Below are 20,284 nucleotides of genomic sequence, written 5' to 3' on the forward strand. Positions count from 1 at the left end.
TACGGGCCTCCCCTATTTGAGTTTGCGGGTCTTGGGCTTGAAGCGCATGCCCGTCTGACGACCACCTCGTGCGGAGAACCCAAAACCGGACTGCGGCACGACACCGGACATCAAAAACGGAATGGCAACCAGACCCGTCAGGATCGAAGACGGCAGTGCGTGGCCAAAAATAGCCACCACGAAGCTCGTCTCCAGACCCATAAACAGCAAGATGATGCTGTAGGCCACGTTGATGGCAAGCGCGAAGGCGCCCACGGTAATACCGCGCGCGCTCGGAGAGCCGCCCGTCTGACCGGCCGCGCTGTGCACCAGGGCAAAACTGCCCACCGTCAGCAGCAGCGACATAACGCCCACCGGAACGGCGGCGGAAAGATCATAGAACAGGCCACTGCAAAAACCGCAGACGACAGCCCGCGTGGGATCGCCCGAAAACACGCTCAGGCACACCAGGATAATCATAAAGTTGACGCGACCGCCCGCGATAGAAATCTGCGGCGCCAGGCCCGCCTGCAGGAGCACGCAGGCAATGGCGGCGATAGCAAACGTACGGAAGCTCGCCCCCTGTTCGTGTAGATCCATGGACATGCCCTCCCTATTCGCTCGAGCCGGAATCGGTTGTCTCGGACGATTCGGAGCTCTCGTCCGAGTCCTCGTCCTTAGTCTTGGTCGCCGAATCGCGCGAGGTGCCCTGCGGTGTGCTGTTAGCAGAGCTCACGTCCTCGTCCGAGGCCGACTGCTCGTCGGTCAACGAGGTGATGACGAGCACCTCCTCGTTATTCTCTGCCGTGGTCTGGGCGCGTACGACGATGGTGTAATACACATCGTTGGCCGACTTCTCCACCGAGGAAACAGTGCCGAGCGGCAGGCCCTTGGGAAACACGCCGCCAATGCCCGAGGTCACGATGATGTCGCCCACTTTGACGTCGGAGTCGACGCTCACGTACTCAAGGCGCAGGGTGCCATCGGGCTGGCCCTGGAGCATACCCTGGGCGCGCGTGTCCTGCACCATAGCCGACACGCGCGAATTCTCATCGCCAATCAGGCGCACGGTAGAGGTCTTGGCCGATACCTCGATAATCTGGCCGATAACACCGGCGGAACTCGTCACGGGCATGTTGATGGTAAGACCGTCGGCAGAGCCCTTGTCGATGGTAACGGTCGAGGTCCAGGCATCGCCCGACGCACCGACAATACGAGCAGCGGTCGACTTAAGGTTGTAGGTCGATTGCAGCCCGACCAGGCCCTCCAGGCGCTCGGCAGTCTTTTGAGACTCGGAAAGCTCGGCGACCTTAGAGGTCAGTACCTCGTTTTGCTTCTTGAGGTCATCGAGCGACTCCTGCGAAGCCGTGAGGTTGGAGAACACGTTGCCGATCGCGTTAAAGGGAGCCGCCACGGCCGAGCCCACAAAGCGCACCGGCGAGGTAATCGTCGTCACACCCGAGCGTACGGCATGAATCGGCCCGGCCTCGCCCTCACGGATATAAAACGTGAGCAGCAACACCGAAATCAGGCTGAAAACAATCAACGGGCGCATACCCGTTGATTGTCGCTTGGTATTCAGATTTGTGGAGAAACCCGAAGATCGTGCCAAATGGAATCCACCTTTTGGAAATTAAGCATTGGTCTGGACGAAGCCGCCATCAAACGCATTGGCCTCGAGCACGCGGGCACAGCCGTTAACGACGTTATCGAGCGCCGTGGGGCTGACGTTGACCGAAACACCGGTCTCATCGCGCAGGCGCACGTCGAGACCGCGCAGCAGCGCGCCGCCACCGGTCAGCAAAATGCCGTAGTACATAAGGTCCGAGGCAAGATCGGGAGGCGTAGCGTCGAGTGCGTCCTTGACGGCCTTGGCCATCTCGTCGAGCGGCTTGTTGAGTGCGCGACGAATCTCCTCGCTCTCGATGCGCACGGTCTTGGGCAGACCGGTGATCACGTCGCGACCGTTGACCTCGACGTCGAGCTCATCCTTGAGCGGCACGGCGGAGCCGACCTTGATCTTGATGTCCTCTGCCGTACGCTCGCCGATGGCCAGGTTGTAGGCATCACGAACGTGCGTGAGGATGGCCTGGTCGAACTCGTCGCCGGCAATACGAATGGACTGCGAGACGACGATGCCGCCCATAGCGATAACGGCAACCTCGGTGGTACCGCCACCGATGTCGATGACCATGGAGCCGGTGGGTTCCTCGACGGGCAGGTCGGCGCCGATGGCAGCCGCCATGGGCTCTTCGATCAGATAGGCCTGGCGGGCACCGGCCTGGATCGTGGCCTCAAAGACAGCGCGCTTCTCGACCGACGTGACACCGGAGGGAACGCAGACGACAACACGCGGACGCGGAGTCCACGGATAGCGCTTCTCGGACGCCTTGTCGATAAAGTAGCGAAGCATGGCCTCGGTAACATCGAAATCGGCGATGACGCCGTCCTTCAGGGGACGAACGGCCACGATGTTGCCGGGCGTACGGCCGAGCATGCGCTTTGCCTCGATACCGACCGCCAAGATGCGCTCGTCGTTCTTGTCGATGGCGACAACAGAGGGCTCGCGAATGACGATGCCCTTGCCGCGCACGGAGACAAGCGTATTGGCGGTGCCGAGGTCGATGGCAAGATCGCCCGCATAGCTACCGAAGAACATATCCATCAAAGAAAACAACGCAACTCCTGATGTGTTGGATGATTGCTGGAAAACTACTATCCCATCATACTAGCGCAAGCCCGGCGCCTCACTTGCGGTGAAGCGCCGGGCAAAGCTAAATCCCATAAGGTCACTACTGGTTGTCAGCAGCCGAGAAATCCATATCGAGCGAAGAAACGGCCCAGCCGATATGGTTGTCGGAGCGCACGAATTTGACGGTGTACTCCTGCTCGCCGCCCTTGGACAGCGATGCCTTCACCTTGGCGGTCGTCTCGGTCATGGACTGATCCATGCCCTCGACGGACACGGTGGCACCCTGCGGAATCGAGGAGATGATCATCGACTTAGCGTCCTCGGACAGGCTCGAGGCCAGACAAGACTCGGCCTTTGCGGTGTCACCGTCGCCAGCAGCCTGGAACAGATCGGTGATAACCGACTCCTGCGAGGGGAAGCCAAAGCCGCGCGTATAGGCAAAGCCCAGACCGCCCGCGGCGATCAAAATGAGCAGAAGCAGCACGATGAAGACTTTGAGACCCGTGTGGCGATGGCGACGACGAACCTTGGCCTGCTTGCGGTCCTGACGGTCCTGCTGGACCATCTCGGACTCGGACAGCGTAAAGAAGCCGGTGTCCGAGGGATCAGGCATAAACTGACCGGTCGCGCCCGTAGGATCGAGCGGATCGACGGCAGGAGCGTCCATCGCGGGCGCCGGAGCCGTGGCCATAGCCGTCTGGGCAGACAGCGCGGCAAGCGAATCGTGCACGCGGGCAAGCTCGTCGGCCTGCTCGGAGGTGAGCTGGTAGATGCCATCGGCAGTAGCGGCGTTAAAGGCGTCGAGTGCGTCGGAGGGACGGCCGGCGGCAGAAAGCGCCTGACCCATGCCGGCGTTGAGCGCACGCGTGTCGTCGCGGGGGCCGGCAAAGTCGATAGCCGTGCGGTAGGTCTCCACGGCATCCGCCGGACGGCCGAGCTTAATGAAGCAACGACCGAGCTCGCCGAGTGCGGCGGCAGGAGCCGGATTGGCGCCGTCGATGGCGGCCTGACGGAAGGCAGTACCCGCGTTGGCATAGTCGCCCGACTGGAACAGCGCGTTACCCAGGCCCAGATAGGCCTTAAACGGCGTGGCATAGGAAGCATCCTGCGTAGCAGCAGAGAACGCCTGGGCGGCCGTCGTGTAGTCGCCCACGGCGGCGAGCGCCTTGCCGCGGTTGGTGAGCAGCGCGCCGCGCTTGCCGTAGGTGCCGTCGTTGAGGGCGGCGGCATAGGCCTCGGCGGCCTCGGCATACATGCCCAGGTGCATCAAGGCGTTGCCACGAAGGTGATCGGCCTCGCCCATAATCTCATCGGGAGTCTTTGCCGCCCCAAGCATCTGGGCTGCAGCGGAAAAATCACCCGCGCGGTAAGCGGCGCGGCCCTGTTGGATCAGCTGGCTATTCAAGGAAGTCCCCTTTACTCGTGAACGATCTCGACATGGACGATCTCGTCGCCGGCACGCAGCTGCGAAATCACATCGAGACCCTCAACCGTGGTACCAAAGACGGTGTAACCGGAATCGAGGTTATGCTGGGCGCCCAGGCAGAAGTAGAACTGCGAACCCGCGGAATCGGGGTCCATGGAGCGTGCCATGGCAAGGGCGCCATCGACATGGCTGTTGCGCGGATTAGTGGCAAACTCGCCCTTGATGCAGTAGCCGGGGCCACCGGTACCGGGCATGCCGTCGGGGCCCTCAAGACCGGCAGCGACGTCGGCGCCGGACATGTCGCGGGTATTGGGGTCGCCGCCCTGGATGACAAAACCGGGCACATAGCGATGGAACTTAAGGCCATCATAGAAACCCATCGTGGAAAGCTCGCAGAAGTTCGCGACATGAATGGGAGCGCCCTCGCCGTCAAACTTGACCTTGATGGTACCCTTCGACGTCTCGATAACGGCGCACTCGTCGCCGGCAAGCTGATACTCGGGCGTGTAGAGCTCTTTCTTAAAACCAAACATGTGGTTCCCTCCTCGTGCGTTTAAAGCATATTTGTACGAATTGTAGCAATAAGCATGGGCTTACATCAATTGCGCACGTAGGTTATGCCGACTATGGCGAACTAATTTTAGGAACGCTGCTGCGGCTTCCAGGAGCCCACGTTGGCGTCGTACTGGTTCAGCGCGCTATTGCCGCCCTGCGCGATGGGCGCCAGGATCTCGCTTTGGTGGGAACTCATCGACTCGCCATCGGGAATGGCCAGCGAGATATCCCAGCTCTGGCAGATCACGTCGACGCGCTCATACATCCACTCGGCAAGCTGCTTTAAGTGGGCGATGTCATCCGCATAGACCGTATCGTCCTGTACTTTCAGGTTGTTAAGCTCATCTTGCGTCTTTTTGATCTGGTCGCGCAGGGCGTAGGCACTCTGCGACAGCTCCTGACGGGTGGACAGCGGCGTTCGGAGATAACCGTTGTTAAAGGAATCGATGACCTCGCCGATCTGGTCCTCGTCAGCGTAGGACACGATGGTCTGATACAGACCGTCGAGCCTGGTATAGAGCTGATCATCGGTGAGCACGGTTTCTTCCTGGACCACCTCGGCAGAATCGTCCTGCTTGGTATCGTCCTCAGTGGCCTCGCCCTTTTGGCGCGTGGGGAAGGTGGTCTGTGCAGCTTGGCCAAACTGGTCGTAAAAGCCGGGCATGACACCCATGGGATCGGTCGTCACGAACCAATAGGCACCGCCGCAAACGACGGCAAGGACCGCGATGACGACGAGCGGCTTGGGGATATGACGCTTATGCTTGTGATAGGCGTCCTCGTCGGGGTGCACCTTGCGCTTGGGTTTTTGAGCATCGTCATGCAGGGAAACGGGCGTGGGAATATCGACCTTGGGGATACCGAAATCCTTATCGAAAGCCGGCAGCACGCAGGTCTCATTGGGGTCGGCGGCGTCCGAAAGCACCGCAGCGGCAGAGGCTGGCGCATGCGGCACCTCGGTATCGATCTGCTCTTGCGTTAGGCGCGGAAAGCCCGCCGTGCGGCCCGCTGCCAGGTCGGATGCGGCCGCGTCCTCGGAGAGGATACCCGGAGCGGGGCGTCCGCATTTGGGGCACGTGCGATCATGCGGAGAAAGACGGGCACCGCAGCCCTCACAGAACACAAACTCGGTGTGCTCGGGACCATCGCCCGGACCCACATAGGCGTTGCAGTAGGGGCAGAACGAGGCGCCGTCCTCGATAGTCTTAAGGCAATGCGGGCAGATCACGGCATCCTCTTTTCGAAGCAATTCAAACAATCGAGGTTAGAGCATAACATCGCCACGGCCCCACAGGAGCAAGGCACCAATTCAACATCGCCAGGGCGCGTAGCTACTTCTTCTTTTTGCTTGCCATCGAAACTTTGATGCCTTGGGCGGACTTGGTTACGCGGGAGCGCTTGGCGCCCGTGGGCTTCTTTTTCTTGGGCTGGGCCTGGGCCACGCCCTCGAGTGCGCGGGCCTCGGCCTCACGAACGGTGCGAGCTTCGCGGCGCTGCGCCATGTCGGCGGCGACGCGCTTGGCAAAACGCTCCGCCGTCGAACCCGTCGAGCTCACCTTGCCGCCGCCGCGACCCAGGCGAACACGCACGCCACGGCCAAAGCCGGTGGCCGCATGACGGCGACGGGGCTTAAGCGAGTCCATCATCGTGGCAAGCTTAAAGAACACCGCACAGGTAAAGACGACGATAGCCGCCAAGATGACAATCTGACCCATCGACAAGTTGGCAATCGACAGCAGCTCCGGGAACCCGATAACGCCCGTCAAAATACCAGCGATGACAAACACGAAAAGCACCACGCGCAAGGGCGTGAGCGGCTGCGAAATGCGCCAGATCAGGCTGACACTCGCCGCGCACGACGTGAGCAGGCACATGGTCGAAAGCGTAAGCTGGCTAAAGCCAAATACGCGCGCCACAAAGATATCGAGCGCCGCGGCCAAAATGACCGCAATCGACGCCGGCAGCGCACGCTTAAGCACGTTGATCAAGAACGACCCCTTCACGCGGGCGTTGTTGGGCTCCAGGCCCAGCACAAAGCCCGGCGCGCCGATGCAGAAGAAGTTGATGAGCGTCATCTGAATGGGCTCGAAGGGATACGGCGGCAGCGCGATGCACAGCGCCGCCAGGCCCATCGAGAACAGCGTCTTAGTCAGAAAGAGCGCGGCAGAGCGCTGCAGGTTATTGATAGAACGACGGCCCTCGGCCACCACAGCGGGCATCGAGGCAAAGTCGTTATCGACGAGCACGATCTCGGCCACATTGCGCGCGGCATCGGAGCCGGCGGCCATCGCCACGGAGCAGTCGGCCTCCTTGAGCGCCAGAACGTCGTTGACGCCGTCGCCCGTCATGGCCACGGTGTGCCCGCGGCGTTTGAGCGCCTGTACGAGCTCGCGCTTCTGCTGCGGCGTCACACGCCCAAAGACGTGATAGCGGTCCACCGCCGCATCGAGCTTGGCAGGCGTATCGAGGGTTGTCGCGTCCACGTAAGCATCCGCCCCGGGCACGCCCACCACGCGCGCGATCGACGACACCGTACGCGGGTCGTCGCCGCTGATCACGTTGAGGGTCACGCCCTGCTCGTTAAAATAGCCGATGGTCTCGGCCGCCGAGGTGCGAATCTCGTCACGGATGGTCACGAAACCCACGGGCTCGGCCTCGCCCACCATATCGCCGTCGGGCGTAAAGCCGTCCACGCGCGCCACAACGAGCACGCGGCAAGTGTCGGCGAGCTCGGCGACACGGTTCTCGACCTGAGCAAATGCGCGATCGGAGAGTACAAACTGCGCGGCGCCCATCACATAGGAGCCCTGCGCAAACGACGCGCCGCTCCACTTTTTGGACGACGAGAACGGAATGACCGACAGCGGCTCGGACACCTCGACCGGACGATCGGCGTAGTAGTTGAGCAGCGCCTGGCAGGTCTCGTTAGCATCTGCCGAGGTCGCACGTGCCACGTTGGCAAGCGCAAAGTCGAGCACCGTGGTCTCGACGGGGACAGCTGCCTCATCCGAGTCCGCGCCAAAGCCAACACCTTCAACAGGCAGCGGGTAGGTGCCCTCGACCTCCATGCGGCCCGAGGTAATGGTGCCCGTCTTGTCCAGGCACAGCACGTCGACGCGCGCAAGCGTCTCGATGCAGTAGAGCTGCTGTGCCAGCACCTTGCGACGAGCCAGGCGCACCGTGGCAATCGCGAGCACCGACGAGGTCAGCAGCACCAGGCCCTGCGGAATCATGCCCAGCAGGGCACCCACCGTGGACAGCAGCGCCGAAGAAGGCACACGACCGGCCAGCAGCTCGGAGAAGCACCAGGAAAGCGCGCTATCGCCCGGGGTTCCCGCGGCATCCCACAGCTCGCTCACACTCGAGGTAAAGAGCGCCAGACCAAGCGGAATCATGATAATACTCGCGAACCGCACGATGGCGTTCAGCGCGTTCATGATCTCGGAATTGACCTTTTTGACGTACTTGGCCTCGTTGTTGATCTTTGCCACGTAGTTATCGGCGCCGACATGGATCACGCGGGCACGCAACAGGCCCGAGTCGATAAAGCTGCCGCTCATGAGCTCGGAGCCGGGCTGCTTTTTGATGAGATCGCTCTCGCCCGTCAGCAGGCTCTCGTTGACGAGCGCCTCGCCCGACACTACCACGGCGTCGGCCGGAATCTGGTCACCGCGACCCAGGCGAATGATATCGTCGAGCACGATCTGGTCCAGGTCGAGCTCCACCTCGGCGCCGTCGCGCACCGCGATGGCCTTCTTAGAGGTGAGCAGCGTAAGCTTGTCGACCATCCGCTCGGAACGCATGGACTGAATGACGCCAATTGCCGTGTTCAAGAACACCACGAACAGGAACGTCAGGTTTTTAAACGAACCGGTCAGCAACACCAAAATCGCCAAGACCACGTTGATTAAGTTAAACAGCGTGCAGAGGTTCTCGATAATGAGCTCGCGGACCGACTTGGTCTTGAGCTCCATGTTGCGGTTGATCTTACCAGCGGCGATGCGCTCCTCGACCTCGGCGGTCGAGAGTCCGCGCTCGATATCCGTTGCTGCCATACCACGTCCCATCACGTCGCGTCGGTATAAGAAAACCGCCCGGACCATGCGAGGTTCGGACGGTCTTACGTTCGATGGTGCCCCGTCTGCATGGATTCTAGAACCGAGATCTGCGCCGTTGGGACCGTCGTGCTGCTCAGGATACCACGTGCGGCGTAGCAACACCTTTTCTCGAGAAAAAAGCCCGCCCGGGATAACCCGAGCGGGCTGCGGCTAGCGCCGGTTGATGCTCACGATGCAGAGCCCGATTGTCGCCACGGCGCCGCCGAAGAGCGCGCCGAGCACGAATGCCAACGCGATCATCGACGGGTACCGTCAGACACGTAGCATTGGAGACGGTCGAGGGCATAACCGTAGATGCCGGCATAGTCGTCGCCGCCATAGGTCGTTCCATCGTCGCAGACCTCATCGTGGTAGTCGGAATGGGCGACGTCCTGGCTGCGGTAGTAGACCTGCTTGTACTCGCCAGACGTGGTGATGTAGAACATCTTCACGCCGTCGATGGTCTGCCCCCAAAGGCCCGCCATGCCGTTGACGGAGTCACCGTAGTTGGCGGTCTGGACGTAGTCGAGCCAGCCGCTCTCCTTGGTGTGGACTCTATACATGAGGGTGCCAGAATCCACCCAGGCGATGAGCATGTCGTGCGATCCATAGGGCACGCCGGCGAAGCCCTCGCTGGTGCTGTCGTCGAAGTTGGTCACGACTTCGTTCCAGCCGCCGCCGCGATTGTGTAAAGCGTAGTGGATGTTGACGCTCTTGCCCGTTGACTTCGGGAAACTCGTGCGAGCAGCAGAAGTAGAGGGCTGGTACGTGCCGCCGTTGCCATCAGTCGGTGCGATAGGGGCGACATAGCCGCTACCGAGATAAGCCGCCACGGCCTGCTTAAACTCGTACCACGTCTTTCCGTACTGACGAAAATAGCCATTGGGGTCGGTGTGGTCAGAACCGCCCCAGCGCTGAGCAGCTTCATAGTGAGAAAGCAAACGGGACGTATCCCAACCACGGGAGCGGAGTTCGTCGCCCGCCCACTTGACCGCTTCAGTCCACTGCTTGGCGAAGTCGCTGGCATTGGTCGCGTGGGCAAGCTCGATACCGACCGTGGCGTAATTTCCATTGCCCACGTGCCAGCACAAGCGGTTCTCGGGCACGGTGTTGTACACGGTGGAGCCGTCCAGTTCCATCACATGATGAACGGCGTAGGTATCATTGCCGCGCCAATACAGCACATGGTTCCACGCGGACGCGCCGGGGTTCGCCGTCTCGTGGATAACCAAGTACTGGGCGTTGAGGTAGCCGTGTCCATTGCTCACGTAGGCATCTTGGCTCTGGTAGGCTTCGGCGCTGAGCGGGGCGGCAAGCGCTGCCGCAAGGGCGAGGACAACGGCAAAGGCGCTACGCAACGGCAGCTTGCGCTTGGGCTCGGCGTTAGTCTCCGTCATGCTCGCCTCCCGACTTGAGTCGCGCGGCGTCCACGGCCTGCTCGGCCGCGGCGTAGATGGCCGCGCTCGCGACCCCGCACACCGTGCCGATGGCGGCGACGGTCTGGTTGTCCGTGGCGATGCCGGCCACACTGGTGGCGACGGAGCCCAGGAAGGCAGCCGTGCACAGCCAGAACTTGCGGCTCGTCAGCTTCTGGACGATCTTATCCTTGGTCATTGATTCATCCTCCTAATCGAGTACGGGCATGTTCATCGCGTCCGTGTACAGGCGAGTGCCGGTACCGTTGCCGCCCAGCCCGTGATAGGCGGCGTAGACGCTCTCCAGGTGGCGGCGCTCCTCGACGGTCAGGCCGCCCTGCGCCATCGCCCTCTCGTGGATGCGCTGCAATTCGGCCCACAGCAGCGCGCGCATACCGGCCTTCATGGCCTCGGACTCCACGCGCTCCCGCTCGGACCTCTCGGACACCTTCCGCCCCTGGGCCTTGACGGTGGCCACGACCGACGCGACGCACGTCGCCACGACGCACGAGATGATGTCGGTTATGACGATGGCCGCCAGTGATTCCACGCTCGGCCCTCCTTTCCTCTCGCCTTCCGCGCCATCCTACGGGCGGCGTGAGATTGGGCTCCGCCGTCCGCTGCAAGCAATAAATCCCAGACGTAACGCGGCGGGCTACCATTCGTTAGGTCTGGGATTTTTAAGAGATTGGATTGTTCAAAATGCTGTTTTCCGATGCCGCAACCGAGTACATGGCCGACAAGGGCAAGCGTCTCCGCGCCACCACATTGGAAGGCTACCGAAGCGCCATCCGCTGCCACCTGATGCCGCAGTGGGGCGGTCGCGAGATAGAGACGATCAGCTTTGAGGAAGTGCAGGATTGGGTGGACGGGTTCGACCTCCCCGGCGCGGCGGAAAAGGCCTACAAGACCTTCCGCCAGATATACCGCTGGGTATTGCGCCGCCACCAGCTGCGAATCTGGGACGTGACGCAAGGTGTGGAGCTGCCGAAGAAGCCAACCGTTCGTCGGCCCACACTCACGGCAGAGCAGGAGCGCGTGACGCTCAAAGCTATCGTGGGGCAACCATTCGAGGCCGCTGTGCTCCTGGGTGCCGCGCTCGGTCTGCGCCGATGTGAGGCGTGCGCCGTGCGCATCGAGGATGTGGACTGGCGTAGCGGCTGGGTTCACGTCCGACGTGGCCTGCACGTGGTAGGCGGCGAGGTCGTGGAGACGGGATGCAAGACCAAGCTGTCTGATCGCAAGCTGAAACTGCCGCGATTCGCGCTCGAGCGCCTGCGCGCTATCCGTGGGACACGTAGGTCTGGGCGGCTTTGCCTGCTCGACCCCAACGCCGTGGCTAGGCGGTTCCGCGCGTTCTGTAAGCGATTCGGCCTGCCGCATGTGCCGATGACATGCCTGCGCCATAGCTGGGCTACGATCTCGCTGGAGCACGGTGCGGCTATCGAGGACATTGCCGTGGCGCTGGGACACAGCACGGTCAACACTGCCATGAGCCACTACCTGCAGTCATTTCGAACGGTCGTAGCAAGGGCGAGCGATTCATACACGGCGGCAATGGAATGGTGATTCCGTATCCCTGCTTTCCCATGACATGTCAAGAGATAGCGGTACGGTCAGCATCGCATTCAGCTCTGCCACCCGAGCGGTCGCGTTAGTCATGATGGACTGCAACGGCAAGGGCAAGGCGTGCCTGTATTTCGTCTCGGGAATATCGAAATCCGCGATATTGCTCGCAGGGAACGGCAACGAGCCGTCATGGAGCGACGATGGGGTAACCCTTACCCTCAATTCGACCGATTGGAACAACGTTACCGTTATTTCTGCTGGAGAGCCGACCATCTCATTTGCTTAGTTTTCCGTATCCCGGCTTTGCATGAGCGATGCCCTGCGCAAGCTGGAAGGCAACGACTTCAACACCATAGGCAACTGCTTTCAGGCGATCTACCAAACAACATCGTGGACAGCAGAGCAGCACGGACCTGTCGGCCTGAATACCTATGGCTTCCTGCTCTCGGCGAGGGGCGGCGATTCCAACTTGCAGATATTCATCGACAACACGGGGAAGGTGGCGTTTCGCGTGCGCTTCAGCGGGAACGTCAACTGGCCCTCATGGAATGTGCTCAAGGCAGGCTAGGAGTCCCAACTGCCGATATTGACCGCAACAGGTTCTTTTCCCGGACTAGACACAACCGCCTGAAAATAATTTGTGTTTCCCGATGTGTAAACCTGAAATTTGATACTCAAAACAGACCATCCGTCGACAGTGATTAGGGATACGGAATGCTCTTACACGTTTGCCTTGATTTTTACGGCCAGTACGTAGTTGACGCGGACGCAAAGGTAGTTCTCCCCATCGAAGTTTTCCCAACTGAGCTGAATTACCTCTGCGCCACCTTTTGTGACCATCGAGGATACGGAATGCTACTTAGTCCACAGTGTTTTGACATTGCCTGTATCCCCGTACTGCAATTTGATGCCTTCTGCTTTCGAGATGGTGACGTAAAGCGATTTGCCGTCCTTTAAACAGAATTGCACTTGGATAGAAGTGTCCTCGCCCGACCCCCACGAGCCGTAGGTAACGGAGACAACGTCTCCCCAGAAGCTCGGCACTCGGGATACGGAATCCCCGAGGGCATTGGTCTGCTTCGCGCAGTCGCTGATCCCCTTCTCGATTCGGTTCAGCTCCGCGGCGGTGACGGGAGTGTTACCGGAGACCTTGTCCTTCCAAGTCTTCATTGCGAATACGATTTTTTCGAATGCCATGATGTTGTCCTTTCGTTAGACAGTGAACGGTGTCCAAGCGCCTTTTTCGTCGGGGAACGTTGTATCTGATGGGAATGTCGTCGAGTCGGGCCACAGCGCCGTGCCGGGCAGGCCAGCGTCCCAACGCTTGAACGACGTAATCTTGTGCGTGCTCTCGTTGGTCTGCATCCAGAGCATCCCGTCCACGCGCTTGTCGCGGGCGGGCTCCGCGGCCTGCATGTAGTAGGGCTTGGTCGCGGATGCCGCGGCGTTCGCCTGCTTGGCTGCGGCGGTTGCCGCGCTCGCGGCCCTGTTGGCAGCGTCGGCATTGCCCTCGGCGGACGATGCCGCCGACTCGGCCCTCTTCGTCGCGGAGGTCACGGCGGCGTTTAGCGAGGCCCACTCGCGCTGGAGCGCGTCGAGCTCGTTGTCGTAGTCCTCGGACTGGCCGCCGCTGCCGTCGACGCTGCCGAGGATGACCAGCGCGAAGTCCTCGGTCGTCTCGGAGCCGGTGCCGCAGAACTCGAAGTACGCGAGGCGGCACCTCCCCGCCCCGTTGACCGCCTGCGGCGGGAGCGTGACGCTCACCGTGCCGTTGCCCACGGTCGCCGAGCAGCGCGCCCACGTGCCGTCGGCGTGGAGCACGCACAGGCGCGCGAGCTGGCACGTCGGGGTGTACGTCGCGCCGTCCACGGTGAGCGACGCCGTTATCTTCTGGGTCTGCGTCTCGCCCCTGCGCACGGTGACGCGCTGCGGGACGGTTCCCGGGCGCTTGCGCATGTCGAGCGCTATCGCGTGGTTGATCATTCCTTGGCCTCCAGCGCCTTGAGCGCGTCGAGCGCGGCCCTGAAGGCCTCGACCGGGTCGACGGACTCGGTTCCCTCCCCCGTCTCGTCGGCCGTGGCCGGCTGCGGGTCGACGATGGCCGACAGCGCGTCGAAGCACGCCACGGTTGCCGCCGTGCGCCTGTCGACGTAGGACGTGGTGACGATCTCGTACGCCTGCCTCTCTTGCTGCGGTTCCTCGACCTCGCTGGCGTCGACGACCTCGCGCTTTCCGTCGTCGTATACGGCGATGAAGATGATGCCGGCGGCGGCCGCCCGGGCGATGAGCTCGCTGTCGAATTCGGTGAGGTAGCTCTCGACGTTCCCGATGGGGTCGTGCGCCATGTAATGCGTGATCTTTGCCATGTTTCCTCCTAGAGACTGCAAGACGTGCAGAAGCCGTTGATGAAGTGGATGTTGCCGGTCGTGTAGTAGAACCTCAGCCTTCCGTCGTCGAGTTCTTTGAAGTCGCTCATGTACCTGATGCTCTTCTCCCCGGTCAGGCCTGTCGTCGTCGTCTCGCTGGTGTCGCTGGACGCCTTGACCGAGAGCGACGGGGAGCTGATGCGGACCGCCCCGTCCGCCTGGAATTGCAGGCCGTAGAGCGTCGTGTTGGTCGGGATGTCGCGCACCGACGTCGAGAAGTCGATATAGCCGACTCTCGACGGGGACGAGGCGCTTCCTTTCTTTCGGTAGCCCTCCATCTGGCCGTAGCCGTTCAGCATCGTGTAGCACGAGCTGTTTCCGCATGTGAAGGTTCCGCTGGCCGTGATGTTCTTCGCCGTCATGTAGTTGGTCGTCAGCACGCCTTCCTTGAGGTTCCACGTGTTCCGGCCCTTGGCGTCGGCGATGGTCCCCGTGGCGACGTAGCTCGCGTTGAGGTAGACCCTGTTGTTGCTCATGTAGAGGCCCTGCTCAGCGCCGCCGTTGGTCAGGCGGTCGAAGATGGCCTTCTGGTCCATCTGCTCGTCGTAGGCGCTCAGGATGCCGTCGGCATAGTCTTTAGCGTTCTCCTGCTCGATGGCGTGACGCGCCCCGGTCGCGGCATCGGCGTAGTCCTTGACCGCGCTCGAGTAGGCTCCGTAGGCCGCGTCGTACTCGTACATGACGGCCTTGAGCTCCTCGGCGGTCTTGCACTTGAGCACCTTATCGACCTTGTCGGCGTAGGCGCCGTACGTGCCGCCCTCGTCGGTCGTGCCGAAGGCCTTGGTGTAGCGGGGGCCGAGGACGGACGAGAGGAACTGGGCGCTGAGCGCCTTGTTCGACTTGAGCGCGTTGAACTGCGAGGTCATCTCCTCGCGCTCCTTGTCGACGTCCTGCTTGGCCTTCTTCACGGCTGCGGCCTCCGCCTCGGTCACCACACCGTCTTTGGCTAGGTCGTTGACCGTGGTGTCGAGGTCCCTAAGGGACTGGTTGAGGTCGTAGGCGCTCTGATTCGCTTTGTTCAGTGCAGCCACGAGGACAGGCGAGGAATGATTGACCGAGCCGTCCCCGTAGGTGATGCGGTCCATCTCCCAGATGAAATAACCGTTCTCCCACTCGGGGATGTCTTCCGACCATCCCAGCTCGGGATTTTGCATGTTCAGCGGCGGCACTGTGTCGGACTGATTCTTCGCGTAGAGTTTCACGGTCGACTTGACCACGGCGTTCGTCGTGGCGATGTCCTTGCCGTCGAGCTTGGCGCCGGGGCCTAGATGGACCTCGCTCTCGTCGAGGTTCCAGTAGTTCTTGCCGCTCCTGTCCTGGATGGTGCCGGCCTTGATCAGGTCGCCGAGCATCGTGCCGAAGCAGATGAACTCGGCGAAGAAGCCCTTTCCCGTGCCGAACGTGCGCCAGTCCCACGAGCCGTCGGCCTTGCAGCCGCCGGCGATGCGGAAGCCCTGGGAGCACAGCTGCATGGCCATGCCGTCGCCGGTCGTCGAGCGGCCGTCCGCGTCGAGGGGCACGGAGCCGAATATCAGGCCGCGCTCGAAGCTCGTGTGGACGTAGCTGTTGCCCGCGAGGTTGAACTGCACATTCATGCTGTCCATGACCTGCTGGAGGTACGACGGCGGCGTGGATGCCGCCACATCCCAGCTGGACGAGCGCTTGGACAGGCTCGACAGCTTCTGCTGCTGCGCCAGCCACATGTCCGCGATTGTCTCGGTCACGTTGCCGAGCGTCACGCGGACGGTGCCGCCGAGCTGGTCGGTGACTAGCTTGGTCACACGACCCTCGCAGCGCAGCGCCGGGCTGAATGCCGTGTCGACGATCTGCACGTCGTCGCCGACCGCCACGCCCTCCCAGTCGCGCCCGAACTGCATGAGGTCGACGGCGTCGGCCTCGTAGGTCATTCCCGGCTCCTTGCGGGAGTCGAGGTATGCGCGGGTCTCGGCGAGCAGCGTCGCCGCGTCCTCGCAATTTGAATTTTCATATTGTCCGAACACGTGCGCGCGCCCGCCCCTGCCGTCGGGTCGCCCGTACAGCCCGAGCGCGGTCGCATCCTCCACGTAGTTCTTGCCGTTGTTGATGTCGCCGAACGTCAGCTTGCGCCCGTAGCCGCCCGTGTCGGTCTCGATTCCCTTGCCGTAGCCGTAGCAGGCGGTGATCGCCCCGTAGTGCTCGGTGCGGGAGACGGATGCCAGGTCCTTGGTGTAGGTGAACCGGCGGTGGCCGCCCTTCGCGCCTCGATGCGAGCGGATGCCCACCCTGCGAGAGGTCACCTTTCCGCCGGATACGGTGATTTCAGTCTCAAGCTCGCCGCCGCATTCCAAGATTGACTGGAGCGCCTCGCGCGCCGAGGTGTGGTAGAAGGTCAGGCCCTTGTCGACGGTGCCGGTCCGGTCGACCGTTCCGGCGGTCCAGCGGGTCGGCCCAAGGCAGACATTCAGCGCCTGCAAGAAGCCGTAGCCGTAGGGGCGCTTGTCCTCGATATAGTCGCCGTACGTCTCGCAGATTGAGTTGATAGCCGTGTCCGTGTAGACCGTATCGCCTCCGGCGTGGAGGCCCTTGGGGTCTTGGCAGACGTGCTCGTGGACCTTGCCGAGGCGGTCGGCCCAGACGAGGCGGTAGCCCTGCTTGAGCGCGAAGGTCGTGACGATGTCCACGCTGTCCTCGCCGTTGAGCTCGTCGGTATGGGTGAGGGAGAGCAGCTCCTCGGGGCCGATTGTCGATACGTAGGCGTCCTGCCACGTGTATACGTCAATTCGCACCTAGAGCCACCTCTCCTCCCATTCGAGCGTCGCGGTGCCGCCGCTCGTCTTGATCTGCTGCACGCCGTCGAGCGAGAAGAAGTCGCTCGCGACGGTCACGGGCCAGTCCGCGCCGTTGACCGTGCAGCGCTCCGCGCGCATGTCCAGCACGACGGTCTGCGCGCCGGTGAACGACGCCTCGACACGGACGAAGCGCCCGGTCGAGACATTAGTGAATGTCCAGCTCGAGCCTGCCGGGGGCCTGCACGTGACCGTAGGGTAGGCCCTGTAGTTGCCCCCGGCGGCGACGGCGCGCTGGGATGCCGACACCTGCTCGGAGCGTCGCTGCCCGTAGGCGGCGGGGTCTGCACAGTAGAACCCGAGCGTGAGATTCGGCATGTGCGCGTTGCGCCCCTGCTCCGCCCCTCCCCTGTAGCGCGCGAGCATGTAGCGCTCGGGAGCGTCGTCGAGCACGAGGGCCTTCTCGCCGCCGGACAGCGCCGAGGCGAGCACGGCCCTTGCCTCGGCGACCTCGTCGAGGGAGCCGCCGACGATGTTGCAGTCGACCGCTATCTCGACGGGCTCGAGGCCCGTGGCGCGGATATGCGAGCCGTCCATGCCGGGGACCTCGGTCTCATCGAGCCGCACCTTGGGGACAATCGGTCTCGTGACCTTGGTCACCAGCAGGTACGGCGTGAGGTCGATTCCGCCGAATATCATGCGAACCCCCTTGCGGCGAGCGTGTGCCTGCCGCGCATCGCGATGGCGGAGGAGACGCGCTCCGAGTCGATGTACAGGTTTCCGTCCTTGTCCCGGATCTGCTCGAGGATGGACAGGATGCCGGCGAGGGCGTCGTCGGAATCCTCCTCGGGACGCGCAGGCGTGTAGACCGCGGACGGCGCGACGGTCAGGCCCGTCGAGAGCATCCCCTGCGCGGTGTCCATGGCGCCGCTGATTGCGGAGACCACGGTGCCGGTGCCGGAGCCGATGCCCTGCGCCCAGCCCTGCATGAGGGCCTTGCCCGAGAAGGTCGTGTAGCCGTGCCCGGAGAAGGGGCCGACCTTTGCCGGCGAGAACGGGAAGAAGGAGCGGATTCTGGAGACTGCGCCGGAGACCGCCGAGGTCACCGAGCCGATAGCGGACATGATGCCGTCCTTCAGGCCGTTGAGTATCGACTTGCCGGAGTTGAAGAGCCAGTTGCGCGCACCCGAGAAGAACCCGGTGATCTTGCCCTTGATGCTCGTGACGGTCCTGTAGACGGAGTTGATTCCGTTGGACGCCGCGCTCTTGATGCCCTCCCAGATGGACGAGCAGGCGCTCTTGATGCTCCCCCACATGCTCGACCACGTGGAGCTGATGCTGTTGAGCACGGAGCTGATCACGCCGCTGACCTGATTTATCGCCGAGTTGACGGCAAACTTGATGCGTCCCCAGACCACCTCGGCGAAATCGCGGACGGTGTCCCACACGCTTGACCAAATCGAGCTGATTCCATCGAGCGTGGACGTTATCACGGACTCGACGACCCCGATGGCCGCTCGCACGGCGAACTCAATCTGCGACCAGACGAGCTCGGCTACCGACTTGATGGTGTTCCAGACCGTATCCCAGTCGCCACTTATCGCGGCGGTGACCGTGGAGATGACTGTCTGCACCACGGCCATCGCGACCTGGACGGCAGTGGAGATTGCATCCATCACGCCAGTCAGGACAGCGGAGATCACCGGCCAGACCGCGTGCCAGACGGCGGAGATGATGCCCATCGCCACCTGAATCGCGCCCTGGATGAGCGGCATCGCCGCCAGCACGGCGGACAGCACGGACTGCACGGCGGGCATGGCGATGGCGACGAGCTGCGAGACGGTCGTCATCACGTCCGCGATGACACCGACCAGGAAGCCGATGACCGGCGACAGCGCCTGCACGATGCCGAGCACCACCTGTATGCCGGTGGAGAGCACCGGCAGCACGGCCTGCGCGATGTTGAGCAGCGCCGTGCCGATTGGCGCGATGAGCGGCGCGATGAACCCGATTGCCGCCTTGATGCCGTTGCCGACGGACGTGGCCACGCCCAGGATGGCCTGAAGCGCCGAGCAGATCTGCGAGGAGTCCACCTTCGGCAGCTTGATACCGATGCCGGCGAGCGCGCCGACGGCGATGTTCCACGCCGTGGCGAGCGCCTCGGACACGATGGGCGTGAGCACCGACGCGATGCCGGAGAGCGCCGCGGGGAGCGCCTTGATGATGCCCTGCCCGATCTGTGCGACGCGCGGCGCGATGTTCTTGGCGACCGCGCCGACGGACGTGAGCAGCTGCTCGGTGAGCTGCGAGAAGTCCACGTCGTCTCGGCCCAGACCGGTGAGGAAGTTCTCCCATGATGCCTTGGCCATGCCGATGGAGCCGGAGATGGTCGTCGCGGCCTCCTTGGAGGTCGTGCCGGTGATGCCCATCTCGGACTGCACGGTGTGGATGGCCTCGACCACGTCGGCGTAGCTGTCGATGGTGAGGTCGGCGGTCTTGCCCTGCGCCGCGCGCAGCTTGTTGGCGTCCGCGATGAGTCGCTCCATCTCGGACTTCGTGCCGCCGTAGCCCAGCTTCAGGTTGTCCAGCATCGTATAGTTCTGCTTGGCAAAACCTTGGTAGGCGTTCTGGACGTCGGCCATGTCCGAGCCCATCTTGTTGACGTTGTCCGCCATGTCGCCCATCGCCGTGTTGGCGGACTCGGCGGCCTTCGCCACGTCGCCGCCGCACGAGCTCACGAGCGATGCGGCGAAGCTGGTCGCCTGGGTCATGTATTGGTTTGCGCTCATGCCGCACGTCTTGTACGCTTCCGCGGCGTATCCCTGCAGTTTGCCGGACGCGGAGCCGAAGAGCGTATCGACGCCGCCGACCAGCTGCTCGTAGTCGGCGTATGCGGATACCGCAGCGCCGCCGATTGCGGTCACCGCCGTGGTGAGCGCGCCCATGCCAGCCGCGGCGACGGTGCCCACGCCCCTGGCGACGGTGCCGAGCCCGCTCAGCAGCCCGCCCGAGCGCTTGACGCCGCCGTCCACGCCGGAGGTCATCGAGTCGCCGAATGTCTTTCCGGCCTTGGAGCCCGTGTCGCCGAACTCGGAGCAGACCGCGCCGGCGAAGCCCTTCATGGACGGCATGAGCGTGATGCATGCCGAGCCTACGCTAGTCGCCATCCCGTCCTCCTAATCCTAGAATCTCGTCGATTTCCGCCCTGTTCGCGAGGGCGTTGCGCTGGTGCCTCTTGAGCTCCGCGAGCTGCCCGGGCGTCTTGAGCGGCTGCGGCTCCTGCGGCGGCCGATGCTTCTTGTCGCTCAGCCCCCACGCGAGGCTCCTGAGCTGGTGCTCGATGCGCCAGAGCATGTACGT

Annotated in this window: 19 protein-coding genes; 2 read left to right on the forward strand and 17 right to left on the reverse strand. The window is 62.7% G+C overall.

Annotated elements, in window-relative coordinates:
• Positions 1 to 12 precede the first annotated feature (12 nt).
• The 10 genes from DW195_RS02715 to DW195_RS02760 all read right to left on the reverse strand — a co-directional run bounded on the left by DW195_RS02715 (position 13) and on the right by DW195_RS02760 (position 10,714).
• Positions 13 to 579 (reverse strand): hypothetical protein, encoded by a 567-nt coding sequence (locus tag DW195_RS02715; protein ID WP_118205753.1) that lies wholly within the window; start codon positions 577 to 579, stop codon positions 13 to 15.
• A gap of 13 nt (positions 580 to 592) precedes the next feature.
• Positions 593 to 1,534, reverse strand: coding sequence for a rod shape-determining protein MreC (mreC, locus tag DW195_RS02720; RefSeq protein ID WP_118205754.1), 942 nt, complete (start codon positions 1,532 to 1,534; stop codon positions 593 to 595).
• A 78-nt stretch (positions 1,535 to 1,612) separates the two neighbouring features.
• Positions 1,613 to 2,644 (reverse strand): rod shape-determining protein, encoded by a 1,032-nt coding sequence (locus tag DW195_RS02725; RefSeq protein WP_006236061.1) that lies wholly within the window; start codon positions 2,642 to 2,644, stop codon positions 1,613 to 1,615.
• Positions 2,645 to 2,771: 127 nt separating this feature from the next.
• A complete protein-coding gene (locus tag DW195_RS02730; protein WP_229065279.1) occupies positions 2,772 to 4,076 on the reverse strand; it encodes a tetratricopeptide repeat protein in 1,305 nt (434 codons plus the stop codon).
• An 11-nt stretch (positions 4,077 to 4,087) separates the two neighbouring features.
• Positions 4,088 to 4,630 carry a peptidylprolyl isomerase gene (locus DW195_RS02735; RefSeq protein WP_006236059.1) on the reverse strand — a complete coding sequence of 181 codons (543 nt, stop codon included), beginning with the start codon at positions 4,628 to 4,630 and terminating at the stop codon, positions 4,088 to 4,090.
• 107 nt (positions 4,631 to 4,737) lie between these two features.
• Positions 4,738 to 5,880 (reverse strand): zinc ribbon domain-containing protein, encoded by a 1,143-nt coding sequence (locus tag DW195_RS02740; protein ID WP_158567883.1) that lies wholly within the window; start codon positions 5,878 to 5,880, stop codon positions 4,738 to 4,740.
• A gap of 103 nt (positions 5,881 to 5,983) precedes the next feature.
• Positions 5,984 to 8,707: an HAD-IC family P-type ATPase gene (locus tag DW195_RS02745; protein ID WP_118205756.1), complete on the reverse strand. Its 2,724-nt coding sequence runs from the start codon at positions 8,705 to 8,707 to the stop codon at positions 5,984 to 5,986.
• 299 nt (positions 8,708 to 9,006) lie between these two features.
• Positions 9,007 to 10,146 carry an N-acetylmuramoyl-L-alanine amidase family protein gene (locus tag DW195_RS02750; protein ID WP_118205757.1) on the reverse strand — a complete coding sequence of 380 codons (1,140 nt, stop codon included), beginning with the start codon at positions 10,144 to 10,146 and terminating at the stop codon, positions 9,007 to 9,009.
• The gene (locus DW195_RS02755; protein ID WP_118205758.1) at positions 10,133 to 10,363 is read right to left on the reverse strand and encodes a hypothetical protein; all 231 of its coding nucleotides are present in this window, start codon (positions 10,361 to 10,363) and stop codon (positions 10,133 to 10,135) included. Before DW195_RS02755 ends, DW195_RS02750 begins: the two co-directional genes overlap by 14 nt.
• Positions 10,364 to 10,375: 12 nt before the next feature.
• Positions 10,376 to 10,714: a hypothetical protein gene (locus DW195_RS02760; protein ID WP_118205759.1), complete on the reverse strand. Its 339-nt coding sequence runs from the start codon at positions 10,712 to 10,714 to the stop codon at positions 10,376 to 10,378.
• Between the two features lie 152 nt (positions 10,715 to 10,866).
• On the opposite strand from DW195_RS02760, the gene DW195_RS02765 reads away from it, so the two are divergent.
• Together DW195_RS02765 and DW195_RS02775 are read left to right on the forward strand one after the other, a co-directional pair.
• The gene (locus DW195_RS02765; RefSeq protein WP_147356476.1) at positions 10,867 to 11,733 is read left to right on the forward strand and encodes a site-specific integrase; all 867 of its coding nucleotides are present in this window, start codon (positions 10,867 to 10,869) and stop codon (positions 11,731 to 11,733) included.
• Between the two features lie 307 nt (positions 11,734 to 12,040).
• Entirely contained in the window at positions 12,041 to 12,301 is a 261-nt protein-coding gene (locus tag DW195_RS02775) for a hypothetical protein (RefSeq protein WP_118205762.1), read from the forward strand.
• A 287-nt stretch (positions 12,302 to 12,588) separates the two neighbouring features.
• Here DW195_RS02775 and DW195_RS02780 read toward each other — a convergent pair whose 3' ends face one another.
• Genes DW195_RS02780 through DW195_RS02810 form a run of 7 tightly spaced genes read right to left on the reverse strand, consistent with a single transcriptional unit; the run spans position 12,589 to position 20,278 of the window.
• Positions 12,589 to 12,930 (reverse strand): hypothetical protein, encoded by a 342-nt coding sequence (locus DW195_RS02780; RefSeq protein WP_118205763.1) that lies wholly within the window; start codon positions 12,928 to 12,930, stop codon positions 12,589 to 12,591.
• Between the two features lie 15 nt (positions 12,931 to 12,945).
• On the reverse strand, positions 12,946 to 13,716 hold the full coding sequence (locus tag DW195_RS02785; RefSeq protein ID WP_118205764.1) for a BppU family phage baseplate upper protein: 771 nt from the start codon (positions 13,714 to 13,716) through the stop codon (positions 12,946 to 12,948).
• Positions 13,713 to 14,099, reverse strand: a complete 387-nt coding sequence (locus DW195_RS02790; RefSeq protein WP_118205765.1) for a hypothetical protein — start codon at positions 14,097 to 14,099, stop codon at positions 13,713 to 13,715. Before DW195_RS02790 ends, DW195_RS02785 begins: the two co-directional genes overlap by 4 nt.
• Before the next feature lie 8 nt (positions 14,100 to 14,107).
• Entirely contained in the window at positions 14,108 to 16,924 is a 2,817-nt protein-coding gene (locus DW195_RS02795; protein ID WP_118205766.1) for a phage tail protein, read from the reverse strand.
• The gene (locus DW195_RS02800) at positions 16,925 to 17,623 is read right to left on the reverse strand and encodes a distal tail protein Dit (RefSeq protein WP_118205767.1); all 699 of its coding nucleotides are present in this window, start codon (positions 17,621 to 17,623) and stop codon (positions 16,925 to 16,927) included.
• Positions 17,620 to 20,091: a hypothetical protein gene (locus tag DW195_RS02805; RefSeq protein WP_118205768.1), complete on the reverse strand. Its 2,472-nt coding sequence runs from the start codon at positions 20,089 to 20,091 to the stop codon at positions 17,620 to 17,622. The genes DW195_RS02800 and DW195_RS02805 overlap by 4 nt, the downstream gene beginning before the upstream one ends.
• Positions 20,081 to 20,278, reverse strand: a complete 198-nt coding sequence (locus DW195_RS02810) for a hypothetical protein (protein ID WP_147356477.1) — start codon at positions 20,276 to 20,278, stop codon at positions 20,081 to 20,083. The genes DW195_RS02805 and DW195_RS02810 overlap by 11 nt, the downstream gene beginning before the upstream one ends.
• Positions 20,279 to 20,284: the final 6 nt, after the last annotated feature.

Source organism: Collinsella sp. AM17-1 (genome assembly GCF_003470665.1).
Taxonomy (GTDB): Bacteria; Actinomycetota; Coriobacteriia; order Coriobacteriales; family Coriobacteriaceae; genus Collinsella.